The following is an 18,353-nucleotide window of genomic DNA, read 5'->3' as shown; positions in this document are numbered from 1 at the left end:
AGAGGGGCTGGGGCGGTGCTGATCGCGCCAGCGGGACGGAGTCCTTTCGCGCTACTCGGACGGAGTCCTTACACTTGGGCTATTTCAAACCAACTTGCAGTGACCGTACTGGCGATCTCTACGGTTGGTTCTTGCAGTTACGGCTCAGGGAAAATAATGGTTTAATGGTGACTTAACAGTCGAAACTTCCTGGCCCAGGCCGGAACGCTCTCGGCAGGGCCCCTTGTCATTAGCCTGGGATCCCTTCTCACCTTGTCTATGCTGAAAACCACTCGTCGCTTGGCTTTGCTGGCCCTGTCGGGGCTGGCGGTTCTTGTTCTCGCTCCCCAGAGGGGCCTCGCTAAGCCCATCATCGTCGGCTCCAAGGACTTTACCGAGCAGTTTATTTTGGGGGAAATGTACGCCTTAGCCCTGGAGGCGGCAGGGTTCACGGTGGAGCGCAAGCTCAACCTGGGCGGAACACCGGTAGCCCATGCGGGCCTGCTGAGCGGCGAGATCGATCTCTACCCAGAGTACACCGGCACCGGCCTGCTGACGGTGCTCAAGTTGCCCAGCAGCGGCGACCCGGCAGAGGTGTACGCGACGGTGGCCCGCGAGTACGAGAGCCAGTTCCAACTGATTTGGCTGGATCCCGCCCCCCTGAACAACACCCAGGCCCTGGCCATGACCCGCGCCAGAGCGGCTGAGCTGGGCATCGCCACCATCTCGGACATGGTGGCCAAAGCGGGCGAGCTGGTGATGATCGGGCCGCCGGAGTTTCAAGCCCGCGAGGATGGCCTACCCGGGATCCAAGCCGTCTACGGTAATTTCCGGCTCAAGGCCTACAAAGCAGTGGATCCCGGCCTCCGCTACCAGGGCTTGGTCAATGGGGAAGCGGATGTGGCAGTGGCCTTCGGCACCGATGGAGAAATTGCCGCCTTTGACCTGGTGCTGCTGGAGGATGACAAGCAGCTTTTCCCCCCCTACCAGGTGGCGCCGGTGGTGCGCAAGGATACCCTGGAGGCCAACCCCGGCATTGCCGCTGCTTTGAATGCCCTCTCCCCTCTGCTGACGGATGAGGTGATGCAGCGGTTGAACTACGAGGTGAGCGGCAACCGCAAAGAGCCGGCGGAGGTGGCCAGAACTTTCTTGGTGGAAGCCGGCATCCTGAAGAAATAATCTTGCCCTTGCACGAGGCCCTGAGGTGAGCACCGTTGAGTTCGAGCGGGTGTCGCTGCGCTTTCCCCACAGTTCCCAGCCGGCTGTGGAGGAGTGCAGTTTTTCCATAGAATCGGGCCAGTTGGTGGTCATCCTGGGGCCTTCTGGCTGCGGCAAAACCACCCTTCTGAAAATGGTGAATCGCCTACTGGATCCCACCCAGGGGCAGATTCGCTTGGACGGGCGGGATATCCGCCAGTTTCCCATCACGGCTCTGCGGCAGCGGATCGGCTATGTTATCCAGCAATCGGGGCTGTTTCCCCACATGACGGTGGCCCAGAATGTGGCGGTAGTGCCGCGACTTTTGGGGTGGCCGAAGGAGCGCATCCGCGAGCGGGTGGACGAGCTGCTCAGCTTGGTTAATTTGCCCCCCCACGAGTACCGCCACCGCTACCCTGCCCAACTGTCGGGTGGACAACAGCAGCGGGTGGGGCTGGCGCGGGCGCTGGCCGGGGATCCAGGGCTGCTGCTGATGGACGAGCCCTTTGGGGCCATCGACGCCATTACCCGCAGCAAGCTGCAAGAGGAGATCCTGCGCCTGCAACGGCAATTGAAAAAAACCATCCTGTTCGTCTCCCACGATGTGGAAGAGGCGCTGCGCCTGGCGGATCGCATTTTGGTGATGCAGAAGGGGCGGGTGGTGCAGTTCGACACTCCCTTTCGGCTGCTCACCCAGCCGGCTACTCCCTTTGTCAGGGAACTGCTGGGGGCAGATGACATGGTACGGCAGTTGAGTGTGCTGCGGGTGGAAACGGCGATGGCCGGGATCCCGCACAACCACAAAATCCAAGAGGGAGCGATGGTGAGGCCCCAGGCCACTTTGCGGCAAGCCTTGTCCCTGCTGTTGCGCACAGGGGCGGCAGCCCTGACGGTGTGGGAGGACGGGCGGGCCATCGGCGTTTTGACCTTGGATCACATTCGCAGCTTGGCCATGCTGGAGGGGGGATCCGCGTGAGCTATCTCCTCAACCACCCCGGCCTGATGTGGCAGCTCACCCAAGAGCATCTGGCGATGGTGGGGATGACCTTGGGCATGGCGGTGGTGCTGGCGGTGCCGCTGGCTCTGCTGGTTCACCACGTGCGCTGGTTGGCCCTGCCGGTCATGGGGATCCTCAGCATCCTGTACACAGTGCCCAGCCTGGCTTTGATCATTTTGTTGGTGCCCTGGCTTGGCCTCAATGCCCGCTCGGTGGTGGTGGCGATGGTGATCTACACGCAGGTGATCTTGGTGCGCCATTTTTGCGTGGGCCTGCGCTCGGTCGAGCCTGCCATCCTGGAAGCTGCCAAGGGCATGGGGATGAACCTCTGGCAACGGTGGTGGCAGGTGCAGGTGCCGCTCATGCTGCCCATTGTTTTGGCAGGGCTGCGGCTGGCGGCAATTGTGGCCATTGCCATTGCCACCGTGGGCGCCAAGTTTGGGGCAGGGGGACTGGGAACCCTGCTGTTCGATGGCATTGCCCAGGCCGGTCGCTACGACAAGATCTGGGCCGGATCCCTGGCGGTGGGATCCCTGGCCTTGCTGGTGAACACAGCCTTGCTCAGCCTGGAATGGGCGGCCCGTCGTGGCTGAGGGGGTAGACTTAAGGACTCCGTCCCGCTGGCGCGATCGGGCAGGTTTATCCTCTAGTTGTGTGGGGCGAAACTGGGTGTAGCATGGGTGAGCAACCAGGGACTCCGTCCCGCTGGCGTGAGCGGGTGAGAGATTGGTCATCCCGCGCCGATTGGGAGCTGATGGAAGCGCTCAAGGCGGGGCAACCTGCTGCTCTGGCTGCGCTCTACGATCGCTATGCCGGCTTGGTCTATGGGCTGGCCTTCAAGATCCTGGGCCACGTGGCCGAGGCAGAAGACCTGACTCAGGAGGTGTTTGTCGAGCTGTGGCGCAAGGTTGGCTGTGATCCAAGGACTCCGTCCGAGTCGCGCGAGCGGCGGGGATCCCTGAGCAGTTTTTTGTGCATCCTGACCCGCTCGCGGGCCATTGACCGTCTGCGTTCTCAGGGCAGCCACCAACTTCTTTTGAAACGCTGGCAGACCATTCTCAGCGCCGATCGCGTCAGCGGGACGGAGTCCTTTAGCAAGACTCGGTTCCCTTTTGAGCAGGTTTCCATCGAGGAGCGGCGGCAAGCGGTGCAAGCGGCCCTCAGCCAATTGCCCGAAAACCAACGGCAGATCCTGGAGTTGCTCTATTACCAAGGGTTGAGCCAGGCGGACATTGCTCGCCAATTGGGGATCCCGTTGGGGACGGTTAAGACCCGCTCTCGCCAAGCTCTCTGCAAATTGCGGGGATCCCTGCGCGCCCTTCTGGGTTTCTGCTCGCGTTAGCGGGACCGCGTCCTTTCGCGTCAGCGGGACGGAGTCCTAGGTTTGGAGTTGAGTTCTGGTGTCGGGATGGCCATGTCTGATCGCGTCAGCGGGACGGAGTCCTATCGCGTCAGCGGGACGGAGTCCTATCGCGTCAGCGGGACGGAGTCCTTATCCACCTCGCCCCCTTTAACAGAGGAACGGGAAGAACTGGCCGGCTATCTGCTGGGGGACTTGTCTCCCGAGCAGGCGAGTGCTCTAGAGGCACGCCTAACTCAAGACCCTCGGCTGGTGGCCGAACTGCAAGCCTTGCAAGAAACCTTGGAATTGTTGCCCTACGGATTGCCAGGAGTGCTCCCGCCTGCCAGCTTGCGCGATAAGGTGATGGCAGAGGTGGGGGCTATCGGCTTACGCGAGCAGGAGATGGCAGTCCCCCTTCACTCTCCATTGCCTGCTTTTGGGGTTGGGTGGCGCTGGCTGGGAGGCTTGGTGGCGGCAATTTTGGTTCTGCTCAGCTTGGACAACTGGCGACTGCGGCAAGCTCTGCAACTGGCCCAGCTAGAATCGGTGCGGGCATTATCCCATCTCTTGCAACAGCCGGGATCCCGTCTGGTGCATTTGCAGGGGGAGGCGGGGACGGCCAACGTGCTGTTTCGCCCAGGAGACTGGCAGGAGGTTATCTTGGCCGCACGGGATCTGCCCCAACCGGTGGCGGGGGAGCGCTACTCCCTCTGGCTCAAGCTGGACAATGGCGAGTTCCTCTACTATGGCGACTTTCAGGTGGATGCCCAAGGCTCTGCCCTGGTGGCCCTACGCCCATCCCGCACGTTGCCGGCAGGTACCCGCGCCCAAGAGCTGCTGGTCGTGACCGGTTCCCGCCAACTGCCCGCTCGCGCTACTCGGACGGAGTCCTTGAAACCCCTTCTGACGGGCAAGGTGTGAGGTGAGAGGAAGGGTTGACCTGCGGAGGTTGGCTGTGCTGGTGGGGGCGCTACTGGCCCTTCTGGCCTTGTGGTGGACGGATCCCACGCCAACAACCCTAAGCCAATACGTTACTTCTTTGCAGGAGCGCACTCCTTCTCAACTCCACAACATTCGCCGAGCCGCCCAAAGCCTGGATGGGGTTTACATCATGCCTGCAGCACGCTCACGGGAACAGGCAGAAGTGATTTTTTCCTTCAACCAAGTGGTGGGGCCGCGCAGCCTGGAACGAGGCTATGTGCCCGCGCCGGTGTTTATGGTGGCCGAAACCCTGGATTCGGTTGGGGGAGGAATCTGTCAGGTGTCCTCTAGCCTTTACAATGCCGCTCTGTTGGCAGGGCTGGAGGTGGTGGAGAGGCACCCCCATTACCGGCAGGTAGAGTCGGTGCCCCCTGGCTTAGATGCCACCGTTTGGTACGGCTTGGCCGACCTCAAGCTGCGCAACCCTTTCCCCTGGCCGGTGCGCCTACGAGTTCAGATCCGCGGCCAAAACCTGATTGTGTCCGTGCTGGGACGGGGATCCCGCCACTCCCTGAGGATCCCACCCATCCGTGTAGAGGGGCACCGGCTGGATCCCCAGCATTTGCAGGTGAGCGTGTATCGGGGTAACGAGCGCCTCTCCCAAGATCGCTATGTCGTTGCTCCCTAGCCTCTCATCGCGCCAGCGGGACGGAGTCCTTTCGCGCCAGCGGGACGGAGTCCTTAAACGAGACCCTGTCGATCTAGGCCCCTGGATCCCGCTCTGGGCAAGGGTTATAATCGGCGGAAGTCGCTTCCTTTCGGGGCAGTGGAATTAATGAAAACTCAATGGAAAATTAATCGAGCTAAGCGAATAACTATTAAAATGAAGATTATCAAATAGCAAACAAATGTAGCGATACTCGTGGTTAAAAATAGAACTCCGCCCCATTTCCGGAGGAGAGGCTCCAGAAAGTTCGTGCATGGGAGGAGACGAATAGTCCACTTTACACTGGTATCATCGCCATCGAATTGAAATAACCAGGCCCAAAGATAGAAAAAATGAGTCGCGAGGTAGAGCGCAATATCGCTCTTTCTTGATTCAAAAACGCTAATGAATGTGATCATCAAAGCTATATGCACAAATGCCCATAAAGTAAGCAGCAAAATAAGCAGCGCTCCAAACATCATTAGAAGCCAACCGGCGACTCCAAGACGCATGAGAAACAGGGCACAGACAAAAAGGATCTCCACTCCAACTAGGAGAAGTTTGGTTGGTGTATTCAGGCTTTCATGTTCTACCATATTACTTCCTTTTTTCGCGTTGTTCGTAATATGTGTCTCAGACAAGCTTAATAACTGCAGACGTGATGATCTAGATCTGATCTGGCACTTTTGGCAGGGGTAGTTGAAACGGATGATGGTCGAAGCGAATACGCTGTACTCGGTAATTTCCTGTTAATGGAACCGATCCTGAGCCGCAAGCAACTTCCACGCCACCCGGATCAACCGTTGTTCCGAATGCGATACCTTATTTTATGTAGGTTTGCGTAGCAAAAACCCTATACCTGATAAGTCACTTCCCTTTGGGGAAGCGGGATTCATGGAAACACTCAAAGCAGACGGCCCAAGCGTTGCCGCAATTCGGTGGCAGCCAGCTCTAGGTGCTCGGGGGTGTAGCCGGTGGTTTCTACTCTGACAGCGAGGTGGGTGTCCTGGCTCTCGTGGAGGTGGATCCACAGAATGTGGCGGCCATCTTCGGTTTTGCGGTTTGAGGCTTTGACGCTGTTTTTGGGGGCAGCGTAGGCGTGTGGATCGTATCGAACCAGATCCACCCAGGGAATGTCTCGCAGGAGTCTTTCCACTTTGGCCCAACTGCGGGGTCGGTGATGGCTGGCATCGCTTCGGATTTGGATGATCTGGGAGCGATCTCGGCCTGAATCGGGGAGATCTGCCCGTGGGATCCGGGGCTGAACTTGCGGCTGTAGGTAGGGCAAGTAGACCAGGGATTTGTATTGCTCATGGATGTAGCAAACCGGGACCCCCAATTGGCTGCCCACCACAGCCATGATCATGGCTTGGGCTTTGAACCCGCCGGTAGCGGCAAAGGTGACGATCCCCCTGGCGCTCTCTGCCAACTGTTTCAACAGCTCGGCCATCCGCTCCAGTGAGGATCCCTCTAGCTCGTAGTTGATGCCGGGAAGGGGAACCAAAGAGACCTGCTGCTGACCCAGCTCTTGCTCAAAAAAGAGCTTCAAAATCTGGGCACACTCCAATCCGTCGGGGGTTTCTGAGTGCAGCAAAATCAAGGCATCATTCGAGGTGGGATCCAGTCGCAAGTAGGTGTTGGTTTCGGCACTGATCAATTCCAGGTCTACTTTTTTCATCCAAGCCAGAGCACGCTGGGGATCCCCGATGTTTTTTTGTCCTACCCAGGGACGCTGCGGTTGGAGATCTTTGTCAGGGTTGGTGAGCAGGGAGGTGCCCACCGTCATGATGATGGTCTGCATGGATGGCTGGTTAACTCAAACTTTTCAAGAACCTCGTCCCGCTCCGCGAAAGGACTCCGTCCTGCTTCGCGAAAGGGCTCCGTCCCGCTTCGCGGTCAAATCAGCTTGGCTTTGCGGATTCTGCCATCTTCCCTTAGATCCAGAACTTCCACCTGCACCTCTTGCCCCACCGAGAGGGATCCCGCCCGTCCGGGCTCCTTCTGGGTGAGCTTGGTGTCTGTGTCCAGAATCTGGAAGGTGACTTTGTTGCCCTTGATGTTGGTGATGGTGGCCTTCAGCTTTTGCCCGGTCTGGAAGTGGGCTTTGCGGGCCTGATGCTGGGCCTGGTCTTGTTGGTGTTGATGGTTTTGTTGTTGTCTGTCGTCCTGGGATTTGTTTCCCGCCCCTTGGGGAACGGAGTCCTTGGGACCGGAGTTGTCGTTGGGTTGGGATCCCTGAGGTGGTGAAATCTCGCCAATGGGGATCCCTCCATCCTTGTAGTAGCGGGCCAGCCGGGCTGCCCAGCCCAGGATCTGCAGCATCTCCGCCGGCCTGTCTTGCAGAGGTTGCAAGTACCTTTTGCAGGTTTCGTCAATGAGCTGATGGTACCTTCTGGTTTGTTGGGTACGGCATAGGCCATTTTCCCGCACCAGCTCGCCGGTGAATCGGAAAAAGCGGGATCCCGCGTCAGGGTGATGGGCAACCGAGCGCAGATAGGCGACGCATTTGCTCAACTCGTTGACATCCACCCTTTCCTTGGCCAAGGTCAGGGCGATGCCGTGGGCGAGATCCCAAGATTGGGGGCTGAGATCGACAGTGTCTGACAGCATGGGGGAACCCTCAGTACACTCCGGTGGGCGGCTCGCGCAGAGCAGTGGGACTCAGGATGGCGGCCAATCGCTTGAGTTGTTCGGGCAAGATGTAGCCCTGGGCAGCTTGAATTTGCTCTTGCACAAAGGCTTGGAGGCGTTTTCCTTCCAGGGTATCGGCTTCTGGGGGATCGTAGCGGCTGTAGCGATCTTTTAGGTTGCCGGGCCGCTCGATCTTGTCGAGGGTGACCTGCAGGGATCCCAGGCCCACGGGCTTACCGCCCCCCACCTTCAGCAGCATGGGATGGTTGGGATCCTGCCCCAAAACCGTGAGCAAGGTGCCCAGCTCGGCAGGGGTGAGGTTTTTGAAGTGGATTTGGGTTTTGAAAACTGTGTTTTGTATCGCTTGCTGGGTGGGCGTTCCCCTTGAACTGTCCTGCAACGCGTTTCTGTGGGTGTAGTAGAACTTGCGCCCGATGACTCTGCCGTTTTCCTTCTGAAAATAAGCTTTGCACTGATCCGGGCGTGGACGGTACAGGGGGGGCAGGGATCCGCCGCCGGATCCGGCACTGGTGGCAATGGCATCCCTGAACTCCACCAATCCCTGCCAGTTGAGAGCACCAAAAACGCGGCTGGCCGGACAAAGCTGCTCTTTGTTGCGGCAGGGGTGCCGCTCTGGGGGGATCCGATTTCGGTACTGGCTCGTCATCACCGCAAGGGTGCTGTTGGTGATCGCCTCATACATGGCCCGGATGGCCCCCTTGAGGGAGCTGCCCTGGATTTTGAGCCTTCCATTGGGGGTGGTGGTCATGGTTTTGAGCACCGGGATCCCTTTGACTCCAACATCGCTGCCCAAGGCCAAGTGGCCGGTGGAGATGTGGACGGCAGTCTGCACCGTCAGGGTGAGAAAGAGGGTGCCGTGCAGCTTATCGGCGTGGAACTTGGCGTGGCCGGCGGGCCGCTCCAGCTTGGGGGGCTGGGTGGGAAACGGGATCAGCTCATAGGGTTTGGGAGACACGGTTGGGTTACCTCCACCTCGACTGCTGTCGCCGGCAGAGGATCTTGCAGAGGCAGCCTGGTTGGGCAATGGGCGAGGGCCTTGGGGGGTCATGGTCACCTCGGGATCAGGGCAATAAAGTGAACACGGGCAGTTCGCTCATCTCGGAAGTAGCGCTGGCCTACCCTGAGATCTTTGGGATGGCTGAGGGGCTTGGGAAAGCGGGTTTCTCGATTTTGGGATCCGTACAGGTCGGCTGCGTGATCCTCCCACCGCCACTCTCCCGGCAGAGGGATAAAGGAGTCCGGGGGAGCTTGGATCCCCAGATACAGCAGATCCCAGCCGTGGGGGGTGCTTTTCCAGCGCAGTTCCCCTTGTTGGGAGAAAACTTGCCCCTCTGGACAGACGGGATCCGCCGGGATCCCCACCTGAATGCCGCTGACTCGATGGGGCCAGCGCAGAAAGGAGTAGGTTTTTTCAGAAGTGGAAAAACAGGCCGAGAGCACTTGGGAAAGCGAGGGCTCCCCCCCGTCTCGAATCCTGAGCGAGGCGACGTAGGCTGGTTTCATACGGCTTTGGCCTCCGCTTGCAGAAGTTTGGCCCAACTGTTGACGGCGGCAGCGAGCAGGTGCTCCACCTTGGCCTCGGATCCCTGCTCCCAGGTCAGCCGCGCCCCAAAGCCCAAGGGCATCGGCTCCGCCCCCACCGGCACTAACTGGCGATCGGGTTTGGCAAAGCCGTATTTGCCCGCCTCTTCTGGACTGAGAAACTCGCTCGCCCCCAGCAGGGATCCCCTTGGCCAGGCAAGCTGGGATCCCAGCAGTCGAATCTGCTTGTTTGCCTCATCCACCAGGCAGCCCGGATAGTCCACCACCGCCCACTCGTACTCAACCCGAACGGTGCCCATGCCGCGGGACTTGGCAAAGCCGATGCCAAACCAGCCTTCATCCAGATCCCGCAACGCCAGTCCCAGCAGACCCAGTTGGGCCAGGGTAAAGTTTTTCAGGTGGATCTTGGTTTGAAAGGATCCCTCTACGCACACTTGATAGCTGAACGGCCCCACCGCCACTGAGCCGAAGACGCGGTCGATGGCCACCCCATTACGTTCCTCCAGGCGCAGAGGGGTTCCCGGCTTGGGATAGGCATCTTCGATGCGGACCCGGCTGGCGATGGCTGTGTTGCCGAACATCTGATCCGTAAAGGAAGAAAGGGCGTAAACCTGGTGGGGCTCTTCAATTTTTTCCAGCCATTGATTGGCCTTTTGGTCGAGGGGATCGCTGGCCCAGAGTTTGAAGCCTCCCCCCTCAGGACGTCTGTCGCTGCCCACCGTTCGGACGATGCGCTCCGCATGGGCGCGAATTGCCCCTTTGAGGGAGCTGCCGGGAAAATAGACCGTTCGCCCGTCGCCGTGATAGGTTTCGACGAACTCCATATCCGGCTTCGTCGGGTCAGCCCCTTCTTTGCCCGCCTTGATGAGAACAGGGCCATCGGGCTTGAGGGTGAGGCAGAGGGTGCAATGGTTAACGTAGCGTTTGTGCATAGCCTGGGATCCTTCACACCAGAACAGGAGCTTTTGGTTGAGGGGCTTGGGGCGGCAAGCAGTCTGTCCAGTTTGTCAACCGATAGGGGTGGAAAACGCTGACCGTATCGCCAACCGTTGTAGAGTCCATGAAGACCATCGGGATCCCTCCTGACATGAAATAGGGCTAGCGGCGGGGGCCGACCGATTGCCGTTGAGAGGCCGTTGTTAATTTGGCAACCAGGGCTTCCACCCAGTCTTGGCGCAAAGCGGCAGCCTGCTCCGGGCTGAGCGGCTGTCGGGATCCGGCCACCAGCTCTTGAAGGTAGGCCAGCAGCCGTCTTGGATCCCCTTCCGAGTCGAACCAATAGATTGCCGAGATCTGCAGGCGGACAACCCCCAAGCCACGGGAGCGCCCCCCTCCCAGGGGGATCTGTTCCGTTTCCAATTGGTGCAGGCCAATGGCCAAGAGGCCCAGTTCCCATTCCTCGGCATTTTCGACGACGGCATGAAACCGGAAGGGGGTGCTGGCAGGCACCACTTGCAAGTCGTACAGCTTGCCATCTGCCGCCGTTTCCGTATCCCGATCGATGGCCACGCCATCCCGCTCTTGGTACTGGCCAAACCAGGCTTCCGGCACCACGGGCAAATCTCGGATCTGCACCTTGCCGGCCAACCAAGGGGATCCAAACACCTGCGAGACCCAGTCGGTGGCCTCAATGAGCTTTTGAGTCAGAGCCGCATCGTCCCCTTTGTAGTCATTTTTAATTTGGTTGATGATCTGAAATTGCTCGCTGCTGGTCAATTCGCCGGGATCCCTGGCCAGCTCTGGGTTGATGCCCCGCAAGAAACTTTCCAGGCGAGAGCGCATCGCCCCCTTCAAACTGGAGCCGGGAATGAGCGGACGGCCCAGCGCATCCTTGAGAACCGGCAAATCCGAGCCGATGGGTTCGGTGGAGCGGCCCACCCCGATGTGCAGAGCGGTCACGGTGGTGAGGGTGCCGGTGATTTCCAAGCGGTTTTTGAAAACGTCGAACATTGTTCCCTCAAATGGCTGCTCAAGTTAAGGCTTGTACTGCAGAGGTTTGCCATTCCCGAAGCGAGACGGAGCCCTTAATAAAACTCAAGAGGATCCCTAGGATCTGAGCAATTTCTGAGATAAAGTACTCCCTGTCATCGATAAAGAGTTGGTCACCCTCGAGTTTTGCAAATCGCCAGTTGGTTCCTGAGGTTACTGCTCCATAGACACTGTCTACTTGAGAATTGGAGTTCTTGTTAAAGACCTGTGCCCCCACCATACCGGCAACGCACTGGCCCAGACCCCCGATCAAGTCTTCTTTTTTGGCCTCAACGATAATCACCACCGGATCTTGAATGTAGAGTTGGAGAGGGGATAGGCAAATGATGTAGTCGCATAGGCCCACCAACCCCCTCTCGGGATCCACGTTGAATTCCTTGCCGGAAAACAGCGAGATTTGATCCCGACATAGGTACTTCACCTCTCCCAGCACAGGGGCGATGATAAACTCGGAGCGGGCTTTTTCGCTGTTGACCGAGGTGGCCAAGCCGAGATAGCGATCTAGGGTTATTTTCAAGTAATCGGAGCACTCAGTCGGTGGAACCTCTGCAAACAGGCCATGGATGATTCTTGACCTGAGCTGAAAGGTCGAAATGGCTCTCTCAAGGGTAAAACTGCTGTAGGTCACGGTCTAGGATCCTCCTCCCTCTCGCTTGTACTTGAGGTAGCGGGCCCCATAGCCCAGGTAGCGCCGAATCAAGTCAATTTTGATCTCGTTGACTTTGGGGGATGCTCTTTCAATTCCGGCTTCCCTGGCGATGGCTATAGCCCTTTGATGAATCCAGTTGTCGATGTCTTTGATGATGGCTTCTGCCAAAGAGTCTTTGCCCCGCCCCCACTTGTCATCGCGCCCCACCTGGTAGCGCAAAAAGTTCTTGATCACCTCTGAGCTTTCGGTGGAAGCTGCCACGTGCAATAGGTTGCGATATTGGGCCTCTTCCAATCTGTTGAGACCTCTGAAGTTATCCAAGGCGGCTTGAATTCTGGCGACCAGATCATCTTCGGCCAGCCGGATTTGCCGTTGGATCTTGAGCTCTTGTTCCGATGTGATCTCGCTGGTGGCGAAGGTCATAGCGGGTTCTCCCAGAAATGATGATGGAACGGACTGCAAACTTCGATTTGGCCGAATCCTTCAGCAGTGCGTTCGCCAATCCCCCAGTATTCCATCTCCGCCAAAATCGGGATCCAACGCTCCAGTTGCGTGGTGCTCAGCAGAAAGACGCTGCCCTGCGTGGTTACCAATTCTACATCTTTGAACAGACCCCAGGCAGCGTTCCAGCCGGAGACATAGGCGTAGCTGCTGAAGGCCAGCTCCAAAGCCAGGGATCCATCTTCGCAGTTGGCCTCTTCCTGGAGCATCTGGGGGGTGAGCACGGTGGTGCGTTGCCAGCGCTCTTTGAGAATGGCCCCCGACTGCAGCCCAATGGAGAAATACTGCCGCTCCGGCGGAAGGGGCTGCCAGGGATCCCCGAACACCTGCCATTGTTGCCAGCGCTGCCGCAGCTTTTGGTTGAAGGCTTCCACCCGCTGGGCCAGGGAAGGCCGGGGAGCAGCCAGACGCCGAGCCGTGACGTTGACCCGGCCCAATCCCCGCGACACCCCTCCTCCCAAGCGCAGCAGGTGGGCGTGGGCGTTGAGGTAGCGGGTGAGGGTCTCGGCCAGCTCGGGATCCCGCAGGTAGATGTAGCCGCTGAAAAGGGAGCGCTCCAGATGCCCATTGGGGCGGGCTTTGCCCTCGTTCATCACCTCTAGGCTGTAGAGGATTTGGTCGGCAGCAGTGGCGCGGCGACGGTTGATCCCCACCCGCGTGAGCAGGCGTTTGGACACAGCAGCTCGTTCGTAGCGGGGCCCCAGGTCAGACTCCTGCTGGCTGTAGAACCCCCCGAAGGGCTCCACTCTTCCCCCGGAACCGTCCGGCTCTGTGGGATCGAACGGGATCCCCAGCCGCTGTGAGCAGAAGCGATCCAGGAGCGTGTCGAACACCCCCGTTTTGCCCGCCTCTGAGCGGAAGCCGGGATTGTTTTTCGAGCTGAAGGCCGTGGCCGGCAAGACCTTGCTGCCGGATCCCGGATAGGCGTGGGTAAACACAGCAGGCCGAGCTGCCGTAAACAGGGCGGCCAAATCTCCTTCCAGCGCCTCGGCAGGGCGATGTTGGGTTTGGCTGAGCATGAGGTCGGCCAGAGCACCGCGAATCACGCTGCCGGGAATGTAATCCTGGGCCTCGCTGATGGAGCCGCCCGGCTTTTGCCGACCGATGGCCAAGGGAGACTGAGCCGTTAGGGTGAGTTGAATGGCTTCCATCAGCTCCCTCCCTGGGCCAAGAAAGCCCAATCGGCTGCGGTGGGCTGGAGAGCCTGCAGGGATCCAGGATCCCAGTGCAGCCAGCCCAAACCTGCGGATTTGCTGCCCCCCAGCGCGATCAGGTGGTGCAGGGCCGCCAACAGGAGAGTTTTGCCCCAGGAAGGGCAATCGGGCAAAAGCTGCAGGGATCCGGAAAAAGTCAGCTCAGCCGCGGGAGAGGTCTCAATGAGGTAGAGCCGCTGATCCTCGGCGGTGCGGCGGCGGCGGTTGAGGGTGACCCCAGGGCGAAGGGTTGGTTCCAGAGCTGCTGGCGGCACCTCGCAGACGAGATCCTCCACCCACAGGCGGGCAGGCAGGGCCGGATTGCCGAATATCTGGCAGACCAGACAATGGGATCCGGCGTAGCCCTCGACCTGGTATTCGGGGCGGTCGAAGTGGCCGTCGATCCCCTCCCGCTTGGGACACATGCGCTCCGGGTCGGGGGAGCGGCAAATGGCCCAGCCGAGGCCGCGGGCCAGCTTTTCGCACTCGTGGCGCAGCCTTCCCTTCAACTGGGAGCCGGGGATGAGCAGCCTGCCGTAGGCATCCTTGAGCAGGGGCTTGTCCGCCAGGGAGCCGCTGGAGCCGCCGGATCCCACCGCCAGGGCAGAGGCGAGGGTGGCCCTCAAAGGGATAGAGGTGATCGTTCGCCCCGCTTGGGGCAGCTCTGCCAGTCTCACCATCACTCCACCTCCGCCAGAACGGGCCGACCCTCGGCCTGGGGCTGTTTTTGCACAAAGGCGTACAAATCCACCAGATCCCGCCAGATGGTTTCATAGGTTGGCGTTGACGAGGATACCTGTGGCTCAACATACATCCAGGGGGGAAGGTGGCCGTCGTTGGTTTTGGCCTTGCACCAGGTGCGCTCAAAAGCCTCCATCAGCGGCTGCCCCTTTTTGCCCAGGCGGCTGCGGAAATAGAGATAGTTGAGGGTGGCGGTGCGTTTGCCTTTTTCCAAGAAGCTGCGAATCTGATAAAGCTGGGAGCGAGGAAAATTGGCCTCCTGCAGGGCTTGTACCGTTCTCAGCAACCCGTGGATTTCCGGGACGGTATAGGGGCCGGCGTAGAGCTTGAGGGTGTGGCTGTTCTGGCGGATCTCCAGAGCTTCCCGACGAAAATCCTGGATGCTGGAGACAACCAGGGCGACCGACTTCAACGAGAGAAAGTCGATGGTGGCCACAGAGCAGTCCTTGTCTTTGGGCTTCAGCTTTTTCGCGTAGCTCTTGGCGGATTTCAACAGTTGTTCGGTGAGCTTTTCGGCGTAGTAAATGGGGGTGTCTTCCGAGGCGATCAGCACCCCCACCGAGGCGGAGAGCCGACAGAGCTTCCGATCTGCCGCCGGGTAGCGGTGAGGCACCTTGCCGGAAGATTGAGCTGCATAGGTTGCCGAGGTGTCCAGCAGGAGCTGCTCAAACTGCTCACAGAAGGTGGCGGCAATTTCCAGGGCTTTGTGGGCAGGCACCACCACCAACACATCGTCTCCGCCGATGGTCAGGATCTCGAAGGGGTGGATCCACTCGCCGTTGCGGTCTCTGCCGGTTTCCGGATCTGGGGATAGGCCGTGCAGCCGATGGGCCTGCAGGTGCTGGGCGAGGGCGTGGTAAACGGCTTTTTCCGTTGCCTCGGAAACATCCCGGCTAAATTGTCGGTAGGCTTCTGGGGTTTGGATCTGCTGCACATAGCCCCCCATGTCGTTGCCATCGGCGTAAAGGTAAGCCACAAAGCCCTGGCTGCCCAGGCTGGCGTTGGCCACTTCCCGTAGAGATTGGGCCTCGCCGATCCCCTGGACAGATCCCTGATGGGGCTGCAAATAGCGCTCCCGGTAGGGCTCGCCGGCGGGAGAGTTGAGAAAGCGGGCAAATCGCGTTACCCAGCTTTCCACAAAGCCGGGATCCCAGGTGGGGAACTTGCGGAACCACCCTTGCTTGCCTGTTTCAATGCGCTTGGCCTGGCGACCCACCAGGGCTTTGCGAGCGGTGGCTTCCGAGAGCCAGGGCTGATCGACCAGGTCGGCTTTGGCGATGGCAGGGCGACGGTCGGTGCTGTCGCGGCGCAGGTAGGGATGGGTTTCAAAAAAGGCGGGATGGGCGCGGCTGGGGCGACCGGGATCCGGATTGCCGTTGCGGCGGTGGTTGAAGCGGGCGGCCAGGTAACCCACCAACTCGTTGAAACTTTTGCGGTCTTGAAATCTGGCTTCGCTGCCATCCCCAAAATAGGCTCTCACCAGGGGATGGGTTTTGTGTTGCGCCAGCCAATCCAGCCAGGGGGTGCGTTCGATGGGATCCCGCAACAGGCCGTAGCGCAGTTCCAGCAGCCGAAAGGCGGATCCCACGGCGCAGGCGTTAGCGGTGAGGGTTTCTTCGGTGTAGCGCCGCTCGATGGCCTCACAGAGATCGTCCACATGGGCCGCCGGGCAAAAGGCCAGGAGATTGCCCCCGGTGGAGTAGATGATGAGCTCCGGGATCAGGGCTTGCGCCAAAGCCGGGTAGTGCTGCTGCAGCCAAGGCCGGATCTGCTCGGCCACATAGGCCCTCAGCTCTGCTTGAGACTCTTTCCCCAAACCTTCCCATCCCAGGTAGGTTTGCTCGGGATCCCCGAAAAAGGCGGGCAGATCCACCAGGTTAATGCGATCCAACAAAGCGGAGGCCCCGCGGATTTCCGACAGCTTGGCCGACTCGAAGACATAGCTCTTGATCTTGGTGGCCCCCCCGTAAACCAAGCCGATGCGGGTTGTCTGCTGCCACAGCTCCGGGTAGCGGGATTGCAGCTCCGCCGGGGTTCTGGGAAAGGTCTTCGCCGCCATGCTCTCCTGAAATTGGCGCACCTGAGCCAAAATGGGCCGTAGCTCTTCTGGGATCCCGGCCTCGTTGTCGGCGCGAACGGCGGCCCGCATCTGCTGCAAGGTCTCCAGGGCAAACTGGGGATCCCGCTGTTCTCCCCACGCCAGGCACCAGGCCAAGGCAACAGGAACGGGAGAGGGAGCAGAAGTAGGGGTCATGAGCAGCACCTGCGAAATGCGAAAAAGGAAGACAAGTCTTGGACAGGGCTTCCATCGGCTGCGACGGATAGATCCCTAAAGGCTGGGGGCAATTGGCCTCGATTTTTAATCCTTCGCGGAAGACCAAAGCCCTTCAAAAAAGGGTTTGCCGGTTGGGTGGGTAACCAATCGAATCAAGCCGAGAGATGCCATTGAGGTTACCGATTGTTTCAGCCATATCCGATAAACGCTCTCGCCTCATGGTTTTCAGTCCTCTAGCTTGCTAGCAGTATAGATCGAGTGCGATGGGTTGCAGACGATTTCAAGGCTTTCTTCAGATTGTGAGATTTTTTCTGCCTGTACAACGGGCAATTCGAGAGTAAACCCAATAAGAAGGGATCCCTTCTAAAATTTTCTCAATGGAAAGTTGGGTTTTGTGTTGATTGTTGCTGTGGACTGGGAATGGGCTGTGCCTATGCTGAGTTTCTCAGAGCCATCTGCTGATAGAGAAGCGAACGGCAAGTGGCCGACGGGATCCGAGTTGGTGGGGATCACCTTGGAAGTTCAGTCTCCTCGGTCTTACCTGCTGGATCCCCACTATGCCAAAGGGCTGCACGCCTGGTTCTTGAGCCAGGTGCAAGAGACAGACCCGCAGCTATCGGCCTATTTGCACGATGGAGAATCGGAGAAACCTTTTACCCTCTCCCGGCTGATGGGGCCGTTCCGCGAGCAGGGGGGGCGACCGCTGATCCCGCCTCATCTCCCCTTCCGCTGGTGGATCACCGGCCTCAACCCGCCGGTGGTGGAGTGGCTGCGAGGGTGGTGCCAACGGCTGCCCACCTGGCTGGAATTGCGGGGATCCCCGCTGCAGATCCTGGGATGGCAGATCTCGATCCCCCCGCGCACCTATCGTCAACTGTTGGAGCAGCCTCTTTCCCCCCGCTCCTGGAGCCTTTCCTTCGTCTCGCCCACCAGCTTTCGCCACCGGGGCCACCATCTGCCGCTGCCGATCCCTCGCAACCTGTTCCACAGCTATCTGCGCCGTTGGAACGATTTTTCCGGTCTGCCCATCGAGGCGGAGCCTTTTCTGGATTGGGTGGATGGGGAAGTGATCATCCAGCGGCACCGTCTGGAATCGGTCAAAACCACCGCAGGTCGCCAGGGATCCGTGACGGGATTCATCGGCTGTGTGCAGTTGGCTGTCTCCTCCCGTGCGCCTGAGCTGTTGCAGCAGCAGCTCCAAGCCCTGATCCACCTTGCCCCCTACTGCGGCACCGGCCACAAAACCCCCTTTGGGCTAGGGCAAACCCGCCTGGGTTGGTTGGCCGAAGAGCTACCCGCCTCCCCTGTCCCTTCCCGGGAAGAGCAGGTGGCCCAGCGGATCGAGGAGCTGAGCGCCCTCTTTCTCAGCCAGCGGCAACGACAAGGGGGATCCCGCGCCGAAAAAACTGCCCAACTGTGGGCGACGATCCTGGCCCGCCGCGAAGGTGGAGAGAGCTTACAACAGATCGCCGCTGATTTGGAGATGCCCTACGAGACGGTGAAGACCTATGCCAAGCTGGCCCGCCGCTCTCTCCAGTCTGGATCCCAGGACTACTCGTCGAGCAGTCTTCCCTAGATGACTTGAGGTACTTTGTTGAGCCTGATACATTCACGCTGAACTCTCCTGAACATGGTTCAGGAAAGAAGCGATCGCATCCTGCCTATCTCT

The 18,353-nt window shown here is 59.5% G+C and carries 18 protein-coding genes; 7 read left to right on the top strand and 11 right to left on the bottom strand.

The window, feature by feature from the left end:
* Nucleotides 1–258 precede the first annotated feature (258 nt).
* The 6 genes from NW840_RS10170 (at nt 259) to NW840_RS10145 (ending at nt 5,124) form a co-directional block, all read left to right on the top strand.
* Entirely contained in the window at nt 259–1,158 is a 900-nt protein-coding gene (locus tag NW840_RS10170) for a glycine betaine ABC transporter substrate-binding protein (RefSeq protein WP_414344085.1), read from the top strand.
* Nucleotides 1,159–1,183: 25 nt separating this feature from the next.
* The gene (locus tag NW840_RS10165; RefSeq protein WP_414344040.1) at nt 1,184–2,152 is read left to right on the top strand and encodes an ABC transporter ATP-binding protein; all 969 of its coding nucleotides are present in this window, start codon (nt 1,184–1,186) and stop codon (nt 2,150–2,152) included.
* Nucleotides 2,149–2,766 carry an ABC transporter permease gene (locus NW840_RS10160; RefSeq protein ID WP_414344038.1) on the top strand — a complete coding sequence of 206 codons (618 nt, stop codon included), beginning with the start codon at nt 2,149–2,151 and terminating at the stop codon, nt 2,764–2,766. The genes NW840_RS10165 and NW840_RS10160 overlap by 4 nt, the downstream gene beginning before the upstream one ends.
* Before the next feature lie 83 nt (nt 2,767–2,849).
* Complete coding sequence (locus NW840_RS10155; RefSeq protein ID WP_049749556.1) at nt 2,850–3,515, top strand: sigma-70 family RNA polymerase sigma factor; 666 nt, start codon at nt 2,850–2,852, stop codon at nt 3,513–3,515.
* A 72-nt stretch (nt 3,516–3,587) separates the two neighbouring features.
* The gene (locus tag NW840_RS10150; RefSeq protein ID WP_414344034.1) at nt 3,588–4,436 is read left to right on the top strand and encodes a hypothetical protein; all 849 of its coding nucleotides are present in this window, start codon (nt 3,588–3,590) and stop codon (nt 4,434–4,436) included.
* Nucleotide 4,437: 1 nt separating this feature from the next.
* A complete protein-coding gene (locus NW840_RS10145) occupies nt 4,438–5,124 on the top strand; it encodes a VanW family protein (protein ID WP_414344033.1) in 687 nt (228 codons plus the stop codon).
* Between the two features lie 922 nt (nt 5,125–6,046).
* On the opposite strand, the gene NW840_RS10140 is transcribed toward NW840_RS10145, so the two are convergent.
* The 11 genes from NW840_RS10140 to cas10 all read right to left on the bottom strand — a co-directional run bounded on the left by NW840_RS10140 (nt 6,047) and on the right by cas10 (nt 16,663).
* Complete coding sequence (locus NW840_RS10140; protein ID WP_414344031.1) at nt 6,047–6,943, bottom strand: putative CRISPR-associated protein; 897 nt, start codon at nt 6,941–6,943, stop codon at nt 6,047–6,049.
* Between the two features lie 95 nt (nt 6,944–7,038).
* Complete coding sequence (locus NW840_RS10135; protein WP_414344029.1) at nt 7,039–7,752, bottom strand: hypothetical protein; 714 nt, start codon at nt 7,750–7,752, stop codon at nt 7,039–7,041.
* Nucleotides 7,753–7,762: 10 nt separating this feature from the next.
* Nucleotides 7,763–8,749, bottom strand: coding sequence for an RAMP superfamily CRISPR-associated protein (locus tag NW840_RS10130; RefSeq protein WP_414344028.1), 987 nt, complete (start codon nt 8,747–8,749; stop codon nt 7,763–7,765).
* A 95-nt stretch (nt 8,750–8,844) separates the two neighbouring features.
* Nucleotides 8,845–9,297, bottom strand: coding sequence for a hypothetical protein (locus NW840_RS10125; protein ID WP_414344027.1), 453 nt, complete (start codon nt 9,295–9,297; stop codon nt 8,845–8,847).
* Nucleotides 9,294–10,268 carry an RAMP superfamily CRISPR-associated protein gene (locus NW840_RS10120; protein WP_414344025.1) on the bottom strand — a complete coding sequence of 325 codons (975 nt, stop codon included), beginning with the start codon at nt 10,266–10,268 and terminating at the stop codon, nt 9,294–9,296. Before NW840_RS10120 ends, NW840_RS10125 begins: the two co-directional genes overlap by 4 nt.
* A 166-nt stretch (nt 10,269–10,434) precedes the next feature.
* Nucleotides 10,435–11,286 (bottom strand): CRISPR-associated RAMP protein Csx7, encoded by an 852-nt coding sequence (gene csx7 / locus NW840_RS10115; protein WP_011432239.1) that lies wholly within the window; start codon nt 11,284–11,286, stop codon nt 10,435–10,437.
* Nucleotides 11,287–11,305: 19 nt separating this feature from the next.
* Nucleotides 11,306–11,953 carry a hypothetical protein gene (locus NW840_RS10110; RefSeq protein ID WP_414329367.1) on the bottom strand — a complete coding sequence of 216 codons (648 nt, stop codon included), beginning with the start codon at nt 11,951–11,953 and terminating at the stop codon, nt 11,306–11,308.
* 3 nt (nt 11,954–11,956) lie between these two features.
* Complete coding sequence (locus NW840_RS10105) at nt 11,957–12,397, bottom strand: hypothetical protein (protein ID WP_414344023.1); 441 nt, start codon at nt 12,395–12,397, stop codon at nt 11,957–11,959.
* Nucleotides 12,394–13,626: a CRISPR-associated RAMP protein Csx10 gene (gene csx10, locus NW840_RS10100; RefSeq protein WP_414344022.1), complete on the bottom strand. Its 1,233-nt coding sequence runs from the start codon at nt 13,624–13,626 to the stop codon at nt 12,394–12,396. Before csx10 ends, NW840_RS10105 begins: the two co-directional genes overlap by 4 nt.
* Nucleotides 13,626–14,348: an RAMP superfamily CRISPR-associated protein gene (locus NW840_RS10095; protein ID WP_414344020.1), complete on the bottom strand. Its 723-nt coding sequence runs from the start codon at nt 14,346–14,348 to the stop codon at nt 13,626–13,628. Before NW840_RS10095 ends, csx10 begins: the two co-directional genes overlap by 1 nt.
* Nucleotides 14,348–16,663, bottom strand: coding sequence for a type III-B CRISPR-associated protein Cas10/Cmr2 (gene cas10, locus NW840_RS10090; protein ID WP_414329364.1), 2,316 nt, complete (start codon nt 16,661–16,663; stop codon nt 14,348–14,350). Before cas10 ends, NW840_RS10095 begins: the two co-directional genes overlap by 1 nt.
* Nucleotides 16,664–17,078: 415 nt before the next feature.
* Here cas10 and cas6 point away from each other — a divergent pair, with 415 nt between their 5' ends.
* Nucleotides 17,079–18,260 (top strand): CRISPR-associated endoribonuclease Cas6, encoded by a 1,182-nt coding sequence (gene cas6 / locus NW840_RS10085; protein ID WP_414344019.1) that lies wholly within the window; start codon nt 17,079–17,081, stop codon nt 18,258–18,260.
* Nucleotides 18,261–18,353: the final 93 nt, after the last annotated feature.

This window comes from Synechococcus sp. R5-13 (assembly GCF_047462015.1).
In the GTDB taxonomy this organism is placed as follows: domain Bacteria; phylum Cyanobacteriota; class Cyanobacteriia; order Thermostichales; family Thermostichaceae; genus Thermostichus.
Note: the sequence above shows the minus strand (reverse complement) of the source record. Positions and strands in the feature narration are given on the sequence as shown.